Source organism: Pseudarthrobacter sp. CC4 (assembly GCF_048957775.1).
Lineage (GTDB): Bacteria > Actinomycetota > Actinomycetes > Actinomycetales > Micrococcaceae > Arthrobacter.
The window spans coordinates 1-20,031 of sequence record NZ_JARCCZ010000036.1; the positions used below are offsets into that span (position 1 = coordinate 1).

At 65.0% G+C, this 20,031-nt stretch carries 17 protein-coding genes; 11 read left to right on the top strand and 6 right to left on the bottom strand.

Going from position 1 to position 20,031, the window contains the following annotated elements; genetic code table 11:
- Window positions 1-193: 193 nt before the first annotated feature.
- Window positions 194-979: a DeoR/GlpR family DNA-binding transcription regulator gene (locus PV768_RS19600; RefSeq protein ID WP_157241130.1), complete on the top strand. Its 786-nt coding sequence runs from the start codon at window positions 194-196 to the stop codon at window positions 977-979.
- 7 nt (window positions 980-986) lie between these two features.
- On the opposite strand, the gene PV768_RS19605 is transcribed toward PV768_RS19600, so the two are convergent.
- Window positions 987-2,003, bottom strand: coding sequence for a LacI family DNA-binding transcriptional regulator (locus PV768_RS19605; RefSeq protein WP_321214394.1), 1,017 nt, complete (start codon window positions 2,001-2,003; stop codon window positions 987-989).
- Window positions 2,004-2,215: 212 nt separating this feature from the next.
- On the opposite strand from PV768_RS19605, the gene PV768_RS19610 reads away from it, so the two are divergent.
- The 4 genes from PV768_RS19610 (at window position 2,216) to PV768_RS19625 (ending at window position 7,516) form a co-directional block, all read left to right on the top strand.
- A complete protein-coding gene (locus PV768_RS19610) occupies window positions 2,216-4,279 on the top strand; it encodes a beta-galactosidase (RefSeq protein ID WP_421093972.1) in 2,064 nt (687 codons plus the stop codon).
- Window positions 4,266-5,201: a carbohydrate ABC transporter permease gene (locus tag PV768_RS19615; protein ID WP_157241124.1), complete on the top strand. Its 936-nt coding sequence runs from the start codon at window positions 4,266-4,268 to the stop codon at window positions 5,199-5,201. The genes PV768_RS19610 and PV768_RS19615 overlap by 14 nt, the downstream gene beginning before the upstream one ends.
- Before the next feature lie 77 nt (window positions 5,202-5,278).
- The gene (locus PV768_RS19620) at window positions 5,279-6,112 is read left to right on the top strand and encodes a carbohydrate ABC transporter permease (RefSeq protein WP_157242935.1); all 834 of its coding nucleotides are present in this window, start codon (window positions 5,279-5,281) and stop codon (window positions 6,110-6,112) included.
- Between the two features lie 72 nt (window positions 6,113-6,184).
- The gene (locus tag PV768_RS19625; RefSeq protein WP_157241122.1) at window positions 6,185-7,516 is read left to right on the top strand and encodes an ABC transporter substrate-binding protein; all 1,332 of its coding nucleotides are present in this window, start codon (window positions 6,185-6,187) and stop codon (window positions 7,514-7,516) included.
- An 82-nt stretch (window positions 7,517-7,598) separates the two neighbouring features.
- Here PV768_RS19625 and PV768_RS19630 read toward each other — a convergent pair whose 3' ends face one another.
- Entirely contained in the window at window positions 7,599-8,654 is a 1,056-nt protein-coding gene (locus tag PV768_RS19630; protein ID WP_157241120.1) for a LacI family DNA-binding transcriptional regulator, read from the bottom strand.
- A 10-nt stretch (window positions 8,655-8,664) separates the two neighbouring features.
- On the bottom strand, window positions 8,665-9,870 hold the full coding sequence (locus tag PV768_RS19635) for a Gfo/Idh/MocA family protein (protein WP_421093973.1): 1,206 nt from the start codon (window positions 9,868-9,870) through the stop codon (window positions 8,665-8,667).
- Window positions 9,871-10,076: 206 nt separating this feature from the next.
- On the opposite strand from PV768_RS19635, the gene PV768_RS19640 reads away from it, so the two are divergent.
- From PV768_RS19640 to aroQ, 5 genes are all read left to right on the top strand, one after another.
- Entirely contained in the window at window positions 10,077-11,021 is a 945-nt protein-coding gene (locus PV768_RS19640) for a sugar ABC transporter permease (protein ID WP_311217723.1), read from the top strand.
- 12 nt (window positions 11,022-11,033) lie between these two features.
- Window positions 11,034-11,960, top strand: a complete 927-nt coding sequence (locus PV768_RS19645) for a carbohydrate ABC transporter permease (RefSeq protein WP_421093974.1) — start codon at window positions 11,034-11,036, stop codon at window positions 11,958-11,960.
- A 48-nt stretch (window positions 11,961-12,008) separates the two neighbouring features.
- Complete coding sequence (locus PV768_RS19650; protein WP_321214398.1) at window positions 12,009-13,349, top strand: sugar ABC transporter substrate-binding protein; 1,341 nt, start codon at window positions 12,009-12,011, stop codon at window positions 13,347-13,349.
- 139 nt (window positions 13,350-13,488) lie between these two features.
- Window positions 13,489-15,681, top strand: a complete 2,193-nt coding sequence (locus PV768_RS19655) for an alpha-galactosidase (RefSeq protein ID WP_421093975.1) — start codon at window positions 13,489-13,491, stop codon at window positions 15,679-15,681.
- Between the two features lie 120 nt (window positions 15,682-15,801).
- Window positions 15,802-16,263 (top strand): type II 3-dehydroquinate dehydratase, encoded by a 462-nt coding sequence (aroQ, locus tag PV768_RS19660; RefSeq protein WP_421093976.1) that lies wholly within the window; start codon window positions 15,802-15,804, stop codon window positions 16,261-16,263.
- Between the two features lie 3 nt (window positions 16,264-16,266).
- On the opposite strand, the gene PV768_RS19665 is transcribed toward aroQ, so the two are convergent.
- A complete protein-coding gene (locus tag PV768_RS19665; RefSeq protein WP_157241106.1) occupies window positions 16,267-17,451 on the bottom strand; it encodes a MarP family serine protease in 1,185 nt (394 codons plus the stop codon).
- Between the two features lie 251 nt (window positions 17,452-17,702).
- Between PV768_RS19665 and PV768_RS19670 the strand changes: the two genes are divergently transcribed.
- Complete coding sequence (locus PV768_RS19670; RefSeq protein ID WP_050684013.1) at window positions 17,703-18,380, top strand: Crp/Fnr family transcriptional regulator; 678 nt, start codon at window positions 17,703-17,705, stop codon at window positions 18,378-18,380.
- Between the two features lie 189 nt (window positions 18,381-18,569).
- Here PV768_RS19670 and PV768_RS19675 read toward each other — a convergent pair whose 3' ends face one another.
- Entirely contained in the window at window positions 18,570-19,481 is a 912-nt protein-coding gene (locus PV768_RS19675) for an NUDIX hydrolase (RefSeq protein ID WP_157241104.1), read from the bottom strand.
- Window positions 19,482-19,497: 16 nt separating this feature from the next.
- Window positions 19,498-20,031 carry a RidA family protein gene (locus PV768_RS19680; protein WP_421093977.1) on the bottom strand — a complete coding sequence of 178 codons (534 nt, stop codon included), beginning with the start codon at window positions 20,029-20,031 and terminating at the stop codon, window positions 19,498-19,500.

Here is a 20,031-nt window from a genome sequence, read left to right on the forward strand (position 1 = left end):
AGGACGTCGCCGAAGGCCGCGATCCCGGAGACGCCACCACCCTCTCGGACCCCACCATCATGCAGCAGATCGCGGCATCCCTCAGGAAATAGGTAGAGCATCAACGCACGACGGCGGCGCCCGGCTCACAGCCCGGCGTCGCCGTCGTCGTATGCTGGGACCAGCCCCACCGCCTAGTGAAGGATCTCCTACGATGCTCGCCGTCGCCCGCCACCAGGCTATTTTGGACGCTCTCCAGCGGGAGCGGGTTGTCCGGGTGTCAGACCTGGCCCAGCAACTGGGCGTGTCCCTGATGACGGTCCGCCGCGACATCGAGGTGCTGGAGGAGGGCGGCCGGCTGGAGCGGATCCATGGCGGCGCGAAGATCCCGGGCGACACCAGCACCCACGAGCCCGGATTCGACCTCAAGTCCACGCAGCTGACGGCGGAGAAGCGCGCCATCGCGGTGGAGGCGGCAACCCAGGTCCACGAAGGCATGGCCGTGGGGCTCAGCGCAGGAACCACCACCTGGGCCCTGGCCAGGGAACTGGTCAACGGACCGCAGATCACGGTGGTCACCAACTCGGTACGCATTGCGGACCTTTTCCATCACGCCGCTTCGGCCGGCTCCGCCCGGTACAGCTCCACCGTGATCCTGATTGGGGGCGAGCGCACGCCGTCGGACGCGCTGGTGGGACCCATCGCCACCGCTGCACTGAAACAGCTGCACCTGGACGTGCTGTTCCTGGGTGTGCACGGGATGGATGCCGACGCCGGTTTTACCACCCCAAACCTGCTCGAGGCCGAGACGGACCGTGCCTTCGTGGCGGCCGCGCGCAAAACCGTGGTGCTGGCGGACCACACCAAGTGGGGCCTGCTCGGCATCAGTTCCATTGCCGCGCTGGACGACGTGGATGAGGTCATCAGCGATTCCGGGCTAGGGCCGGAAGCGCAGCGCCTCATCAGTGACAGGACCATGCTCCGGGTAGTACCGGCCTAAGCCGCGCTCAGGCTGAGCCGCGCCACATAATCGCGGTTTCCAGGACCCGCGGCGGACTGGGCTGGCCGCTGAGCTGCGCAAGCACCAGTTCGGCGGCGGCGCTTCCCAGGAGATCGGCCGGCTGGCGCACAGTCGACAGCTGGGGCCTGCACCTTAGGGCCCAGCTGCTGTCGTCGAAGCCCACGATGCCAACGTCTTCAGGCACCTGGCGCCCGGCCTCCTGAAGTGCCGTCATCGCTCCCGCGGCCACAGCATCCGAGGCGGCGAAGACGCCGTCGATATCGGGAGCACGGCGGAGCAGTTCCTGCATCCCTTCCAGGCCCGCTGCGTACGTATACAGCGGGTACTCCACCACCATCCGGGGGTCGAAGCGCCCGCCCATTGCCGCACGGAAGCCGGCAAGGCGGTCCTGGCCGGAGTCCCGGTCCAGGGCGCTGGCAATCATGCCCACCCGCTGTCGTCCCGTATCCAGCAGCCTGCTGGTGATGCTTCGCGCTGCCGCGACATTGTCGATGGCAGCGTACGGGAGCTCCGGATTACCGTCAGGATGGCCCACAAAAGCAGCGGGCAGTCCGATGTCGGCGACGGCGGTCGCGATGGGGTCCGAGGCGCGGGCAGAAATGATGACCGCGCCGTCAACGAGGCCTCCGCGCAGGTAATCCGCCACCCGGCGGCTGTCGCGGTCTGAATCGATGATCAGCGATACCAGCTGATAGTCAGCCTTGGACAGCACCTCGTTGGCCCCGAGCAGGATTGAGCCGATATTCGGGTCCTCAAAAAGCAGCGAATGCGGCTCGTGGATGATCAGGCCGATTGCCCGGGACTCCTGCTTGACCAGGTTCCGTGCCGCACTGTTGCGGACGTAACCCACGCGGGCGATGGCTTCTTCCACCGCCTGCCGGGCCTCGTCAGAGACGTATTTTTCCCCGTTGACGACCCTCGAAACGGTACCCCTCGAGAGCCCGGCAGCGTCCGCCACATCGTTGATGGTGGCGCGGCGGGCACGGGTGCGTGTCAGGGACATATCTGTACTGTAGCGGAGCAAACGGACGGTGCAGCTTCCGCCCGCCCGTTGACATGCCAGCAGGGCGAAGATATTCTGTGAACGTTCCCAGATAACCCGCATCACACTTTGGCGCGCATCCCTGGGAACGTTCACAGAAATTCGACAACAGCGTCCAATGCCACAGGGTCTCTCCCCGGCTTGCACGTCTGCTGCAAGTTGAAGGAGCAGGGTTGAGCCCCACCAGAACGCCCGTCAAGGCACTGTCCGGCAGCGGAAAGCTTGTCTACGGCTGCGATTACAACCCCGAACAGTGGGACAGCGCCATCTGGCGGGAAGACGTCCGGTTGATGAAGCAGGCGGGAGTCAACCTTGTCGCAGTCAACATTTTCGGCTGGGCGGAACTGGAATCACTCCCGGGGGAATACTCGTTTGAACGCCTGGACGAGATCCTGGACCTCCTCCATGCGAACAACATCGGGGTCAACCTCGGAACAGGCACGTCATCCACCCCGGCCTGGCTCACCACCCTGTACCCCGGGATTCTTCCCCAGTCGGCGTCCGGGACCCGCGCCTGGCCGGGCGGCCGCCAGGCCTGGTGTCCCAGTTCCCCGCAGTACAGGGAACACGCCCTCAGGCTCGTGGGCGAAACCGTCCGCCGCTACGGCGCCCACCCTGCTGTCCGCTTGTGGCATGTCTCCAATGAGCTTGGTTGCCATAACGCCCTCTGCTACTGCGACGTCTCCGCAGGCGCCTTCCGTAGCTGGCTTAAGGCGCGGTACGGCACTTTGGATGCGCTCAACAAAGCCTGGGGCACCACGTTCTGGTCCCAACGGTATTCGAGCTGGGAGCAGATCCTTCCGCCCAGGACCACCGTCTCCACGAACAACCCCACCCAGGTTCTCGACTTCCACCGCTTCAGCTCCGATGAACTGCTTGGCTACTACCAGGCCGAAGCTGAAGTCCTCCGGCAGCACAGCACCGTTCCCGTCACCACCAACTTCATGGTCACGGCCCACATCCGCAACCTGGATTACTGGTCCTGGGCACCCCATATGGACGTGATCGCCAATGACCATTATTTGGACCACCGGCTTGATGCTCCCGCAACCGAACTGGCCTTCGCTGCCGACGCAACCCGGGGGCTTGCCCAGGGCCGGCCATGGCTACTGATGGAACACTCCACCTCGGCCGTGAACTGGCAGCCACGCAACATCGCCAAAGGCCCTGGCGAGATGCTCCGCAATTCCCTCGCCCACCTTGCAAGGGGAGCCGACGGGCTCTGCTTTTTCCAGTGGCGGGCCTCAGTGCAAGGCAGTGAAAAATTCCATTCGGCGATGCTTCCCCATGCGGGAACGGACTCGCGTATTTGGCGGGAGGTCCTGGAACTGGGCAGCATTTTGGAGACGCTTGCGGAGGTCGCCGGGACCACGGTGAAGGCCGAGGCCGCCCTGGTGTTCAGCTGGGAAGCGTGGTGGGCCTACGACCAGGAGTCACACCCGTCATCGGATGTTCGGTACCTCGACCAGGTCCATGCCATGTACGCCGCTTTCTGGGAGGCAGGCATCACCGTTGACGTCGTTGCCCCCGGCGCGGATCTTTCCAGGTACAAGCTGGCCGTCGTTCCCGGCCTGTACCTTGTGCGGGAAAAGGACTCCGCCGCGCTGGCCGAATACGTCGCGAACGGGGGTACTGCCCTTGTGACCTACTTCAGCGGCATCGTGGATGAAAACGAGAAGGTGCTTGCCGGCGGCTATCCGGGGGCCTTCCGGACCATGCTTGGCGTTCGTTCCGAGGAGTTCTACCCCCTGCCGCCCGGACGGACCCTGGCTTTAAGTAACGGTTCCACCGCCTCGCTCTGGAGTGAAGCGATGCGCCTCGAAGGCGCCGAGGCGCAGCTGACCTTCACCGAGGGGCACCTGTCCGGCACCGCGGCCGTCACGCGCAACCGCCATGGCGCCGGCAACGCCTGGTACCTCGGCACCGTCCTTGATCCTGCCTCGTTGCGCGACGTCGTCACCGGGGCTGCCGGCGAGGCGGGGATCAACGTCCTGGGCTCCCCCACCGGCCTTGAAGTCGTGGTCCGCTCCGGCGCCGACCATAGCTACGTCTTCCTCATCAACCACTCCGACGAGGACCACAAGTACGCCGCCCACGGCCACGAACTAATTGTGGGCGAGGACGTGTCCCATGCCGTCGTTGTTCCCGCGGGCGCCGTGCGCGTCGTCCGCACCTCCGATCCTGTTCCACAAACCGCTGGCCCCAGCGCCAGCCAAAAGGATGATGAAAGTGACTAGACCAAGCACCGCTCCGGCGGCGGCCCTGGGGACGCCGAAGACCCGGAAAGCCAAAACCACCGGCGCCCAGCGCCGCGCCGTCTTCCTGTTCATTGCGCCGTTCGGCGTCCTCTTCCTCGCTTTCTACGCCGTACCCATCATCTTCGCGGTGGTGCAGTCCCTGCTTACTGTTGAACGCAAAGGGACCTTCGGCCCTCCCCGGCAGGTCTTCGGCGGACTCGTCCAGTACCAGCAGGTGTTCCAGAACACCGAATTCTGGGAGTCGGTTGGACGGGTGCTCCTTTTCGGAGTGGTCCAGGTGCCAATCATGCTGGGCCTGGCCCTGCTGTTTGCCCTGCTGCTCGATTCGCCCCTCCTCAAGGGCAAGAAGTTCTTCCGGCTCGCATTCTTCGCCCCTTACGCAGTTCCCGGCGTCATCGCCGCCATCATGTGGGGGTTTCTGTACTCGCCGTCGCTGTCCCCCTTTGAAGCCGTCACTTCAGAGGTGAACTTCCTCTCCGCAGAACTGGTCCTGTGGGCGATCGCCAACATCGTCACCTGGGTGTACGTCGGCTACAACATGCTGATCATCTACTCATCCCTGCTGGCCATCCCGACTGAAATATACGAGGCGGCCCGGCTCGACGGCGCCAGCAACCTGCAGATTGCCTGGCGGATCAAAATCCCGCTGGTGGTCCCGGCCATTATCCTCACCGGCGTGTTCTCCATCATCGGCACCCTCCAGCTGCTCGCGGAACCACAGACGCTGCGGAGCTTCAGCTCGGCGATCAGCAGCACATTCACGCCGAACCTCGCGGTGTACACAACAGCTTCCGTCCCCAACTACAACCTCGCCGCAGCATTCTCGGTGGTGCTGGCGCTGGCAACATTCGTTCTTTCCTTCGTCTTCCTCAAGGCAACCCAGCGGAAGGTCTCCCAGTGAGTGCAGCAACGGTCACGGCAGCAGGACCCAAGTCCACCCACGGGGCGGCCAATGCCCGCGGGCCCCGTCACAGCGTGATGTCGCGCAGCGCGGCGATGCTCATCATGGGCGTCTTCACGCTCTACTTCCTCACCCCCATTTGGTGGCTTCTGGTGTCCTCCTCCAAGACGGGCGGAGAGATCACCAGTACCGCTCCGCTATGGTTCACCATGGATTCGGCCCCTACCTTCCTGGCAAACCTGGGCAACCTGTTCACGTACAGTGACGGTGTCTTCGGCCGCTGGCTCGCCAACAGCGCCCTCTATGCCGGACTGGGCGCCCTCATGGGCACCGTCATCGCGGCTATGTGCGGCTACGCGCTGGCAAAATACGAATTCCGGGGGCGGGAAGCTCTCTTCAATATCGTGCTCAGCGGGGTGCTGGTCCCGGCGACGGCTCTCGCGCTTCCGTTGTTCCTGATTTTCAGCGAAGTGAAACTGACCAACACCCTGTGGGCCGTCTTCCTTCCGAGCCTGGTCAGCCCCTTCGGCGTATACCTTGCCCGCATCTATGCCGCGGCCAGCGTGCCCACCGAGCTCCTGGAAGCTGCGCGGCTCGACGGGTCCTCCGAAGTCAGGACGTTCTTCACGGTCTCAACGCGCCTCATGGCCCCGGCGCTGGTAACCATCTTCCTGTTCCAGTTCGTCGCAATCTGGAACAACTTCTTCCTGCCCCTGATTATGCTCCGCGACCAGGTCCTGTTTCCGGTCACGCTCGGCCTCTACGCCTGGAACAGCCAAATCAGCCAGATTCCCGAGCTCCGCGTCCTGGTGATCGTCGGCGCACTTGTCTCAATCCTCCCGCTTATCGGAACGTTCCTTGCGCTTCAACGCTTCTGGAGCAGCGGGCTCGGCGCCGGAAGCGTCAAATAGCTTCCATCCTTCCCACGCAAACCGTCCCGCGGCTTCCGCCCCGGTACAGCACCCCCACTGATAGGAATAGAAATGCGCGCGCATTACGGAAAAGCCACTGCAGCCTTTGCCCTTGTTTCAGCGCTGGCCCTCGCCGGCTGCTCAGGCGGCGGAGGCACCACGGAAACCAAGGCCGCCGGATCCTGCGAACCCTCATCCGGTCCGGTCGAGCTGACCTTTACCACCTGGGTCCCCGGCATGGAAAAGGTGGTGGATCTGTGGAACAAAGAAAACGAAAATATCCAGGTCAAGGTACAGACCGGCCCCAACGGCAACTCCGGCACGTACCAGAACTTCTTCAACCAGCTGCAGGCCGGCAACGCCCCGGACCTCGGCCAGATCGAATACGACGCCCTGCCCAACTTCCGCGTCCAGGACGGCCTCGAGAACATCGCCGCCTGCGAAGGAGTGTCCGACGCCCGGGACAAGTTCGTTGACTGGACGTGGGGCCAGGTCACCTTCGGCGAGGAAGGCTCCGTCTATGCCATCCCGCAGGACAGCGGACCGATGGCGATGTTCTACCGGGCGGATCTCTTCAAGGAGGCAGGCATCAAGGTTCCCACCACCTGGGACGAATACGCCGCGGCTGCCGAGCAGATCAAAGCCCGCGGTTCGTACATCACCAATTTCCCCCGCAGCGATGTCAACTGGTTCGCCGGCAACGTATGGCAGGCAGGCGGGCAGTGGTTCTCAAGCGCCAACGACCAGTGGGAGGTCAACCTGACCGGCGCCGAATCCGAGAAGGTGGCGAACTACTGGCAGGACCTGCTGGACAAGAACCAGGTATCCACGCTGCCGTCCTTCTCCGATGAGTGGAATGCCTCGTTCAATACCGGTCAGCAGTGGACCTGGGTCTCCGCGGTCTGGGGCGCCTCAACGCTGGCCAGCGGTGCCCCAGATACCGCCGGCAAGTGGGCTGTCGCCCCGATGCCTCAGTGGGAAGACGGTGGAAAGCCCGCCGGCAACTGGGGCGGTTCCTCCACCGCAGTCCTGAAGGGCTCCAAGCACCCCTACGAGGCATCGAAATTCGCTCTGTGGTTGAACACGGATCCTGAGGCTCTGGCACTGGCAAATGAACTCGGCGGGCTCTACCCAGCTGCGAAGTCGGCCAAGGACCTCCCTGCGTTCACCGGCGGCGTGGACTACTTCGGCGGCCAGAAGATCTACGAAGTTTTCGCCGAGGCATCATCAAACGTCGATCCCAACTTCACCTGGGGCCCGACCATGACCCAGACGTACACCGACGTCTCTGACGGGTTCGGCAAGGCCGCGGGAGGCGACGGCACCCTCTTGGACGCGCTCAAGACAGGCGAGAAAAAGACTATCGATTCCCTGAAGTCACAGTCGATTCCTGTGAAGGAGTAGCCTCAACCCCCAGGGATTGCTTTCTGGCAGGACTGGCCGCCACCTCCGCTTTCAGCAGAGGTGGCGGCCAGTCCTTAATGCATTATCCGCCTTGCGGCGCCCCGGCGGACGGCGTCCACGGGCAGCCGCAGGACTGCCGGATGTGAAGTTTGGTGGGGAAGATCCGATGCTGTGGCGTTTCCCCGCGAGTGGCTCCCACCAGTGCGGCCACCGCCGCTTCCGCCATGGCAGCCACCGGCTGCTCCACCGTGGTCAGAGGCGGCCACGAGTACTCAGCTTCGATGGATCCGTCGAAAGACACCACCGCAATTTCGCCCGGCACAGCCAGACCTGCCTCATGCACTGCTCGCAACAGGCCCACTGCCTGGGTGTCCGAGGTGGCAAAGATGGCAGTCGGCCTGTTGACTGACGCAACCAGGCGCTGACCGGCGAGATAACCGCCGGGCCACGTGAATCCGCTGTACGCAATCGGCCCCTCCGGCAAACCTGCCTCCTGCAGTGCCTGGCGCCAGCCCACCTCGCGACCGTCAGTGCTGCCGGAAACGTTGGTTCCCATGGCCAGGCCGATGTTTGTATGGCCGTGGCCAATCAGGTGTTCGACGGCGATCCTGGCGCCGGCGGCGAGGTCAACGCCGATGCTGTTGAAGCCCGGCGCGTCGCGTTCCTGGTTCAGCAGCACCGACGGGATGTCCGCGGTTTCCAGGACCTCCAGGTCGGGTTCAAAAAGGACGCTGGCCAACAGCACGCCGTCCACCTGCCTGGCGGCGAGGTTGCGGATGTTGCGCCGTTCCTTGGCAAGGTTTCCGTCCGAGTTGCCCAGCACCAGGGCGTAGCCCAGGGCTGCGGCCGCGTCTTCAACGGCGTGGGAGAACTGGGCGAAGAACGGATTGGAGATGTCCGGAATCACCAGGCCCAGCGTCTCGCTGGAGCCCAGCTTGAGAGCCCGGGCCGCCGCGTTGGGCCGGTACCCCAGGACGCGGATGGCGTGCTGGACCTTCGCTTCTGTGGCTGGAGCAACTTTCTTGGGGCCGCCGTTGACCACATAGCTGACGACGGCGGTGCTCACGCCGGCGTAGCGTGCAACGTCCTTGCGGGTCACGGGGCCGCCGCGCGCAGTCTGCACTGCCGGAGTAGTCATGCTGTCCATATTAGGTACCTGTACCCGGCGCATCGCCAAAGTCACGGATGGGGAGCCGTTCGCCGTTCTTGAGGGCGGACTGGTGGGCAACGATCCCCGGAAGGGTGAACCGCGCGGCCACCCAGGCGTTCACCGGAGGCAGGGTGCGGTTGTTCACGGCAGTCACGAAGTCGTCCACCAGGAAGTGGTGGCTGCCCTCGTGGCCATTGGGCGCGCCCAGGAACTCCTCCGGAAGCCGCCCGGGATCATGGACCGGAGCCAGGCCTGAGACGAAGGCATCCCTCAGTTCTGGCGCAACATTCGCAAGGGAAGGGTCATCGAGGGGGATGCTGGGCCGGGTCTCCATCTGCTCGGAGATGTCGTGGACGTTCTGTTTGTCCTGCCAGACGGACACCGTGGCGAGCTGCTCGAAGCTGGCCTCCGTCCCGAAGAACCGGAACCGCGATTCGCGGATGTGCGAGGGATAGCCCACCCGGCGCATCTCGTTGGTGCGCATGACGCCGCCGTCGTTCAGCTCGAACAGCGCGGTGGCGTTGGAGAAGTCATTGCCGAACATGCTGACGTCCTTGTCGAAGACGCCGTCGTTGCGGTCATCCCTGACGCCCACGCAGCTGACGCTGACTGCGTGGGCCGGGACTGCTCCCAGCACGCCGCCCACGGCGTGGGTGGGATACAGCATGGGCGGGTAGCTGGCGGTTTCCTTCCAACGCTCGCCGCCGCTGTACTGGTAGGCCTCGTAGAAGCCCAGGTCCATGTCGTGGACGTAGTCGCCTTCGGCGTAGAAGATCCGACCGAATTTACCCTCGGCCAGCTGTTTGCGGGCAAAGACTGTGGCGGGGTTGTAGTAGCTGGTCTCCCCCATCATGTACACCAGGCCGGTTTCCCGGACGGCCTCGATGATCCGCGCTATTTCCTCTTCTGAAATCGCCATGGGAACGGCTGAGTAGACGTGCTTGCCCGCCCGGAGCGCCTGCTCCACGAGCGGACCATGCGTCCAGCGCTGCGTGAAGATGGCAACGGCGTCGACGTCGGAAGCCAGAAGGTCTTCAAAAGTCGCCATCGTGCCGGCCAAATGGTAGCGCCCGGCGGCCTCGGCTGCGCGATGGGCAACGTCGTCAGCAGCGAAGACGCTGCTGACGCCCGGGTGGAGATTGAACAGGTGCGCGAACTGGCTGCCGAACTGGCCGGCTCCTACTACGCCGATCGAAAACGTCATCGTCTGCCTTTCGAGGATTGCAGGGGCGCGGCAAGCGCTCTCCGGAGGATTCCCAGTGTTCCATTGCAATCTACTCGAGTCAACAGTCCGGTGAATGGATTAATGCCTACCGACAAAAAGAAAAATTAGCCCCTTGCCCACTCAAATCTACTCGTGTAGATTCTTCCCTAGTTGTTACCCCCATCACAGTCAGGAAAGGGTCGAAGATGACCACCCTTGCCAAAAACCCGAGATCCGCCACCGGCGCAGCGGTGTCTGCAGCCAAGCCGCGGGGCAGCCTCCGCCGGTTCGGCGATCTCAAGATCGCACTGCTGTTCATCGCCCCGGCAATGATCGGTTTCGTCGTCTTCTACGTGGTGCCCACCATCCGCGGTGTCTACCTCAGCTTCACGGAGTACAACATCCTGGGAGACCCCACGTGGGTGGGGGTGGACAATTACACGGCGATCGCCAAGGATCCACTCTTCTGGAACTCCCTGGCCGTCACAGGCCAGTACGTTTTCCTCAATATCGTCCTCCAGACCGCCCTGGCCCTGGGCCTGGCACTGTTGATGAACCGGGTCGCCAAGTCCACCCTCATCCGGGGAGCCCTGCTGCTGCCCTGGATGATGTCCAACATCATCGCGGCACTGCTGTGGTTCTGGATGCTGGACTACCAGATTGGCGTGGTCAACCAGTTCATCGAGTGGGCCGGCCTCCCCCGCGTCGCGTTCTTCGGCAGCGAGGAGTGGGCCATCCCCACCCAGGCCCTGATCAACACCTGGCGCCACATGGGCTACACCGCCCTGCTCATCTTCGCCGGCATGCAGGCCATCCCGGGCCACGTCTATGAAGTTGCCAAGCTCGACGGCGCTTCGCCGTTCCAGACGTTCACCAAGATCACCCTTCCGCTGCTGCGGCCGGTACTGGTCCTCGTCCTCGTCGTAACGGTGATCGGCTCCTTCCAGGTCTTCGACACTGTCGCAGTGACCACCGGCGGCGGGCCGGTCAACGCCACCCGCGTCATCCAGTACTACATCTACCAGCGGGCCTTCACCGAGTCGGACTTCGGCTACGGATCAGCCATCGCCGTCATTCTCTTCCTCATCCTCGCCCTGGTGGCCTTCATCCAGATGAAGTTCCTCAAGGGCAACGAGTCGGACCTGGACTAAGGAGCCTCCCGCATGACCACCACCACCAGCCGCGCAACGCTGCCGGCGCCAGCCCGCCGCCGTCGTCCGTTCAACGCCCGCCGCGCAGGCGCCTGGGCCCTCATTGTCCTCGCCATCGCCGTCTCCGTCCTCCCGTTCTTCTGGGTCCTGCGCACGGCGCTGTCCACCAACAACGCGCTTGCCGCCAACGCAACCAGCCTCCTTCCCGCTGAGCTCAGCTTCGGCGCGTTCCTGCGGGTCTTCGGCCTGCAGAGCCCGGCCGACGCCGTCGCAGAGGGTGGTTCCGGTGCAGCCATCAGCTTCTGGCTCTACCTGCGGAACTCGATCATCTTTTCCTCCATCACTACCGCAGGCGCCGTGTTCTTCAGCGCGATGGCCGCCTACGCCTTTGCCCGGCTGCGCTGGAAGGGCCGGAATGCGGTCTTCAGCCTCTTTCTGGGGACCATGCTGGTCCCGCCGATCTTCACCGCGCTGCCCAACTTCCTGCTGATCAAGAACCTGGACCTGCTCAACACCATGCTCGGCATGGTCCTCCCGTACATCTTCATGACGCCGTTCGCCATCTTCTTCCTCCGGCAGTTCTTCCTGAACATGTCCCGGGAGGTGGAGGAGGCGGCCATGCTCGACGGCGCCAAGCACCTGCGCATCTTCTTCCAGATTGTGCTTCCCAACGCCGCCGCCCCGATCGCCACCCTGGCGCTGCTCACCTTCATCGGCCAGTGGAACGAATACTTCTGGCCCCTGCTGGTGGGGTCGCAGGACGATGTCCGCGTCCTGCAGGTGGGGCTCGGCGTCTTCAAGTCCCAGTCACCCCAGGGCGCACCGGACTGGTCCGGCCTGATGGCGGCGACCCTCATCTCGGCCCTGCCGGTGCTGGTCCTCTTCGCCGCCTTCGGCAAGAAGATCGTCAATTCCATCGGCTTCTCCGGCATCAAATAAGAACCCCATTCACCGCCTCCCTCCCATCCCCAAAAGGAAAGTAGAACCATGAAGAAATCCCTCGGCGCCGTTGCCGTTGCCGCCGCTGTGGCGCTCTCCCTCTCCGCCTGCAGCGGATCCTCCTCCTCGGCTGAATCAGCCAAGGGCGAGATCAGCTACTGGCTCTGGGACGCCAACCAGCTCCCCGCCTACCAGCAGTGCGCCGATGACTTCACCAAGGCCAACCCGGACATCAAGGTGAAGATCACCCAGCGCGGCTGGGATGACTACTGGAGCACCCTCACCAACGGCTTTGTTGGCGGCACCGCCCCGGACGTGTTCACCAACCACCTGGGACGCTACGGCGAACTGGCAGAAAACAAGCAGCTGCTGGCCATCGACGACGCCGTCAAGAAGGACAACATCGACCTGACCGCCTACAACGAAGGCCTCGCCGATCTCTGGGTGGGCCAGGACGGCAAGCGCTACGGCCTGCCCAAGGACTGGGACACCATCGGCCTCTTCTACAACAAGGCCATGCTCGCCAGCGCGGGGATCACCGAGGAGCAGATGAAGGACCTCACCTGGAACCCGGAGGACGGCGGCACCTATGAAAAGGTCATCGCGCACCTCACCGTGGACAAGAGCGGGAAGCGAGGCGACGAGCCCGGTTTCGACAAGAACAACGTCCAGGTCTACGGGCTGGGCCTGAACGGCGGCGGCGACTCCTCGGGCCAGACCGAGTGGAGCTACCTCACCAACACCACCGGCTGGTCCCACACGGACAAAAACCCGTGGGGCACCCGCTACAACTACGACGACCCCAAGTTCCAGGCGAGCATGGACTGGTTCGCCGGGCTGGCCGACAAGGGCTACATGCCCAAGCTGGAGACCACCGTCGGTGCGGCCATGGCTGACACTTTCGCAGCGGGCAAGTCCGCCATCAACGCCCACGGCTCGTGGATGATCGGCCAGTACACCGGCTACAAGGGCGTCGAGGTGGGCATCGCGCCTACCCCGGTGGGCCCCGAAGGCAAGCGCGCCTCCATGTTCAACGGCCTGGCCGATTCCATCTGGGCGGGTACCAAGAAGAAGGACGCGTCCATCAAGTGGGTGGAGTACCTCGCCTCGGCTGACTGCCAGGACGTCGTCGCGTCCAAGGCTGTTGTCTTCCCGGCCCTGAAGGCCTCGTCCGAGAAGGCGTCGGAGGCCTTCAAGGCCAAGGGCGTGGACGTCACCGCCTTCACCGAACACGTCAGGAACAAGACCACCTTCCTGTACCCGATCACGGACAACACTGCCAAGGTCAAGGGCATCATGGAACCCGCCATGGACGCGGTGGTTTCCGGCAAGGCGCCGGCGAGCTCCCTGACCCAGGCCAACGAACAGGTCAACGCCCTCTTCAAGTAGGCCCCTGCTTCGGCAACGCCCCCCATCCGTGGCTGCGTATGTGGTCGCAGCCACCCGGCTGGATGCCGCCGTCCCTCCTCGCGGCGGCGGCATCCACCACCCTGCTTTGCATCACCCCACAAAACCGAAAGAGATCTCTATGGACCCCCTCCACCTCCGTTCCGCCGGCACCAGCCTGGTGATCAGCTTCGACAGCGGAGAGGCCGAGGTCATCCATTGGGGCGCGGACCTGGGCACCACCTTGCCGGACCTCGCCATCCTCACCGCCCCGGTCCCGCACTCCGCCATCGATGCGCGCGTTCCGGCGGGCCTCCTCCCCCAGGCTTCGTCGTCGTGGCGCGGCAGGGCCGCCCTGCGCGGTTCCCGAATGGCCGACGGCGTCTCCGGGTTGGATTTCTCGGCCCGCCTCCGCGTTGCCACAGCCAGCGCCAACGGCGGTTCTGCCGTCATCGTCCAGTCGGACCCGGATGCCGGCCTCACGGTGGAATCCACCCTGGCCCTGCACGACGGCGGCCTGCTGGAACTGCGGCACACCGTCACCAATGACGGCACCACCCCCTACCAGCTCGACGAACTGGCGACCGTCCTCCCCGTGGCGCCTGACGCCGTCGAGCTCCTCGACCTCACCGGCCGCTGGTGCCGCGAGCGCCACCCGCAGCGCCGGGCCATCCAGCAGGGGACCTGGGTCCGGACGGGCCGGCACGGCCGCACCGGCCATGATTCCTCCCTGCTGTTCGCCGCCGGCACCGCCGGTTTCGGCAACCGGCACGGGAAAGTCTGGGCCACGCACCTGGCCTGGAGCGGCAACCACGAGCAGTTCGCCGACACCATCGGTGATGGCCGCACCATGATCGGCGGTTCAGAGCTCCTGGGGCCTGCCGAAGTCATCCTTGAAGCCGGCGGCAGCTACACAACGCCCGCGCTGTTCGCCGCCTATTCGGACAAGGGACTGGACGGGATCACCGAAGCCTTCTACAGCTGGTTCCGGTCCCGTCCGCACCACGTGCTGCCCGCCGCTTCCACAGGCCGGCCCGCCGGCAAGCCGCGCCCGGTGGTGCTCAACACCTGGGAGGCCGTCTACTTTGACCACAACCTGGACACGCTGATTCAACTGGCCGAGTCCGCTGCCGATCTTGGCGTGGAGCGCTTCGTACTCGACGACGGCTGGTTCCGCGGCCGCCGCGACGACCACGCCGGCCTCGGCGACTGGTACGTGGATGAAAGCCTGTGGCCCCGGGGGCTGACGCCGCTCATTGAGGCGGTCACCTCGCGCGGCATGGAGTTCGGGCTGTGGGTGGAGCCGGAAATGGTCAACCTCGATTCGGACATCGCCCGGGCACATCCTGACTGGATCGTTGGCCCGTCCGCCGTCCAGCACAAGGACGGCGGACGGCTTCCCCTGGAATGGCGCAACCAGCACATCATCGACCTGGTGAATCCTGAAGCCTGGCAGTACATCTTCAGCCGCATCGATGCTCTCCTGCGCGAGAACAACATCAGCTACCTGAAGTGGGACCAGAACAGGGACCTCACGGAGCACGGCCATGCCGGCCGCTCCTCCGTCCACGAGCAGACCCTGGCCGCCTACCGGCTGTTCGACGAGCTCCGGAAGGCCCACCCCGGCGTCGAAATTGAATCCTGCTCCTCCGGCGGGGCACGCGTGGACCTGGGCATCCTGGAGCGGACGGACCGGGTCTGGGGGTCCGACTGCAACGATGCGCTGGAGCGGCAGACCATCCAGCGCTGGACGGGCGCGGTGGTCCCGCCGGAACTGGTGGGCAGCCACATCGGCCCCACCACCTCGCACACCACCGCCCGCACGCACGATCTCTCCTTCCGTGCCATTTCCGCGCTGTTCGGCCACTTCGGCATGGAGTGGGATGTCCGGCAGGTCACCGGGGCTGAGCGTGAGGAGCTCAAGCGCTTCATCGCCCTGTTCAAGGAACACCGCGCGCTGATCCACAGCGGCCGCCGCGTCCACGCGGACGTTGCCGGCGATGCCCTGCTGCTGCACGGCGTCGTCACCGGGGCCCCTGCGGCTGAAGGCACGACGGCGGGCCTGTTCGCCCTGGTGAGCACTCGCACCTCCGCCGCCGAGGTACCGGGCCGGCTGGGCATCCCGGGGCTGGACCCTGAGCGCAGCTACCGCGCGGAGGCAATCTTCCCCACTCCGGATGACTCCGACTACGGCCACACCTACACCCAGGTGCAGCCGCCGGCCTGGCTGGCGGACGGGGCGGAGGCAACCGGACGCTTCTTCGCCGAGGTGGGCCTGCCCATGCCCAACCTCAACCCCGAGCACGGGCTGCTCGTGCGGTTCACCGCACTCTAATGACCGTCGATTGCTCCGTAAACGTCGTTTTCACGCTTCAAAACGGCATTTACGGAGCGATCGATGGGGTTCCGGCGTAAGAATGCGCGGCACCCGAAGCCAGCCGATAGATTGTCATTCATGACTGAAGCCTCCACCGACCCTGCCGCCCGCCGCACCATCCTGGTAATCAACGGGCCCAACCTGAACCTGCTGGGAACCCGGGAGCCGGAAAAGTATGGCACGTCCACCCTGGCGGATGTGGAGCAGCTGGCGGCCGCAGCCGCCGAGGCCCACGGTTTTACGGTCGAATGCGTCCAGTCCAACCACGAAGGCGTCCTGCTCGACGTCATCCACGCCGCCCGGAGCAACGCCGAGGGCATCGTCATCAACGCGGGGGCGTTCACCCACACCTCAGTGGCTCTCCGTGACGCCCTCGCTGCCGTGCAGCTGCCCGCCGTCGAGGTCCACATCACCAATGTGCACCAGCGGGAAGAGTTCCGGCACCACTCGTTCCTGTCACCCGTCTGCTCGGCGGTCATCGTGGGCGCAGGCGTTGTGGGGTACCGGCTGGCGATTGACTACCTCGCAGAGGTCCTCTAACCGCTACTTCTGGATGCACTGCCCGGAGGAAACCGGAGCGCTCAACGACGCCGCCTGAGAGGCCACCGGGTTGAGGTCATCCATGGTGATGGCGAATCCCATTTCCGTGTCTGCGGTCGCCTTGGCGAAAATCACCCCTGCCACATCCCCCTCCATGGTCAGCAGCGGCCCGCCGGAGTTCCCGGGCTGCACGTCGCCGGCCAGGCGGTAGATCTCCTCAGGGGAGGCATTGTTGCCGTAGATGTCCGGCACCATCACGGTGGTGATGTCCTGGACGGTAGCCGGCTTGGACTGGAACGGTCCGCCATGGGGGTAGCCGGCAAAAGCGGCGGGGCTGCCGTTGGGCAGGTCGGGGCTAAGCGCCAGCGCATCCGCGGGGAGGTTGTCCACGGCCAGCACCGCGAGGTCGTGCTTGGTGTCGAAGTAGACGACGCGCCCGGGCATCGCCCCGCCGTCAGGCAGTTCCACCACCGGCTCCGACACGCCCGCCACGACATGCGCGTTGGTGATCACACGGTCCGCAGAGACCACGAACCCGGTGCCTGTCTGGTTCTGGCCGCACTGGTAGGCGGTCCCCGCGATCCTGAGCACGGAATCGGCGGCACGGTTCAGGGCCGGCGTATCGGTGCTGGCGTTCGGTACCGGCACTGCCGGGCCCTGCTCCAGTCCCTCGAGCAGGGTAGGGATGCCGTTGCCGATCACCGTGGAGCGAAGCTGCGCCATGGTTGCTTTGACGGGGTCCGGGGTCAGGCCGTCGATAAAGCGGATGACCTTGGATTCGGCCAGCTGCTGGGACACAAGCGGCACGCCCAGGGAGCCGATGCTGAAGGCCAGCATGGACATCACCAGCGCGGATACCACCACGTTCACGGCCCCGCCCACCAGGCGGTCCACCGCACGCAAGGGCCGGATCCGCACGGCGCCGCGGATTTGCCGGCCTGCCATCGTCCCCAGGCCGTGCCCCAGGACCACCAGGACGACGGCGGCTGCCACGATGGCGGTCAGCCTCCATCCGGAGTCCTGGACAAAGCCGCTCACCAGGGGGACTGCAAAAAAGGCTGCCACTGCTCCGGCAGCGAATCCCGCGATACCGCCGACTGTCACCAGGAAACCATTGCGCAGGCCGTAAACCAGATAGGACAGCAGCGCCAGGATCAGGACCAGGTCCAAGACAGTCAAGCCGACCAATGAGGCTCCTTTTTAAGCAGTTGAACCTTCATTCTAATGTTGGATGCTGACAATATTCTGGACAGCTCCCCGCCCTGCGGGCCGTGTGGAGTCCCGCTGCCCGCCGCCTTCACGGCCGCCCGAAATAGGTCCCGACCGGCCGTTGGAGCCCTGCATCGGGGCGTTTTGCCTGCCAAGTTCGTCACAGAACCTTGAAAATTCTGAAACAATGGCACAAGCGCCACAGCCGACACTTTTATTCAGGAGATTTCATGGACATCGAGGTACTGCGCCGAGCACCCCTTTTCGCCACGCTCGACGACGACGCATTCCGTCTGCTGACGGACGAGCTCACCGAGGTGGACCTGTCCCGCGGCGCTTCGGTGTTCCGTGAAGGCGACCAAGGCGACCAGCTGTACTTCATCGTCTCCGGCAAGGTGAAGCTCGGCCGGACCTCTCCCGATGGCCGTGAATCCCTCCTGGCCATCCTGGGCCCGGGTGAACTCTTCGGCGAAATGGCCCTGTTCGATCCCAGCCCGCGGACCGCGACGGCAACCGCCGTCTCCGAGACCCGGCTTGCCGGCCTCCGGAACGAGAGCTTGAACACACTGCTCCGAACCCGTCCCGAGGTCTCCGCGCAGCTGCTGCAGGCCCTGGCCCGCCGCCTGCGCCGCACCAATGATTCGCTGTCCGACCTCGTGTTCTCCGACGTTCCGGGCCGTGTTGCCAAGGCGCTGCTTGACCTGGCAGACCGCTTCGGGCGGCCGGCGACGGACGGTGTCCTGGTAGCCCACGAGCTCACCCAGGAAGAGCTCGCCCAGCTCGTCGGCGCATCCCGCGAAACCGTCAACAAGGCCCTCGCCGAATTCGTCCAGCGCGGCTGGCTCCGGCTGGAAGCCCGCGCCGTCGTCATTTTGGACATGCAGCGCCTCCGCCAGCGCTCCCGCTAGCAACCCGCCGCCTCCGGCCCCGGGCCCCTGTTTCCCCGCGAACGCTCTCTCACTTGATGCGCTAAAACGGCCGACGCTCTCTCACTTTCCTAAGGAAAGCGAGAGAGCGTCGGTGGAAAACCAGCATCAAGTGAGAGAGCGTTTCACGTGGGCGGCAGCCCGCCAACCGGACCGAAACCCGCCGCGGACCTACCGTTCGCGCTGGGGATCGTCCGGGGTCGTCTTGGCGGCCTCGACCTCGAGCATGAGCCTGCCGTCCTCTTCAACCAGGACCGGCTGGTACACGTGGGCCTTGCGCTTGTAGCTCAGGTAGGCGATGCAGCCGTTGGCCATGGCCATCTTTTCGAGCATGATTTCAGAGCCGGGGACCAGGAGCTCACCCAAGGTGCGGCCCACTGTATTCTCCTGGCCAACCTCGTCGCCCAGGGCGGTGGTATCGCGCTCGGCGATCACGTCGGCAGCATTGACCCAGCGCCCCCAGACGCCCTTCCCGTCCAGCAGGGTGGGCTGCTGGTTCAGGGGCACGGTGGCGGCGAAGTAGCGGGTGTCGAACCGACGGTGCGCGAAGTCCGGGCTGCGCCAGTTGACCAGTGACTTCAGCAGGTCCGCCCGGACGGACAGTCCCCGCTTTGCCAGGATCTCCGGGAAGGTCTTCTCCTGCTCAGCCACGGCAATGCGGGCGCGCATCCACTCCGGGGTCGACGTCGCTTCCACCGTACTGGCCATGTCCGGGCCGGCCAGCAGCACGCCGGTTTCCTCGAAGAGTTCGCGGATGGCGCCAAGCACGTGGCGCCGCGCCAGCCCGACGTCGTCCGTTCCCATCTGCTCAGCCCAATGCTGGGGCGGGGGGCCGAGCCAGCCCACGGGATCGTCGTCGGCGGCGTCCAGCGATCCGCCGGGGAAGGCGAGGACGCCCAACGGCGAGGACCCCGGCCGGTAGGCCAGCCAGGTTTCCAGGCCTGTGGGGGAATCGCGCAGGAGGACCACCGAGGACGCAAGGCGCGCCGCGCGGGGCGTCCGTTCGCCGTGTTCGAGCCAGCTCTGGGCGGCCCCTTCAAGGTCCTGGGGAAGAGCAAAGAGCCGTCGAGCTAGCTGAGGCAAGGGAAACCTACCGGTCCTAGCTGAATTCCGCTATGAGTTCGACCTCAACAGGAGAATCGAGCGGCAGCACGGAGACGCCGACGGCGGAACGGGCGTGCTGGCCCGCGTCACCGAGGACGCGCCCCAGCAGTTCCGACGCGCCGTTGATGACACCAGGCTGTCCTGTGAAGGACGGATCGGACGAGACGAAGCCCACAACCTTGACGATGCGGGTGATCCGGTCAAGGTCACCAATGACGCTCTTGACGGCTGCCAGGGCGTTGACGGCGCAGATGGCCGCGAACCGCTGGGCGTCTTCGGGGGACACCGTGGGCTCGTCAGCGTAGCCTTCGGTTCCGGCCGACACTTTGCCGGTTGCCGGGAGTTTGCCGTTAATGAACGGCAGCTGTCCCGAGGTGTACACGTGGCTGCCGGAAATCACGGCGGGGACATAGGCGGCCACAGGCGGAGCGACCTCGGGAAGGGTGAGCCCAAGGTCTGCGAGCCGCTGCTCAACAGCCGAAACAGGCGCCGCTGCTGCGCCGGGCGTGGCCTCTGCGGAGGCGCCCAT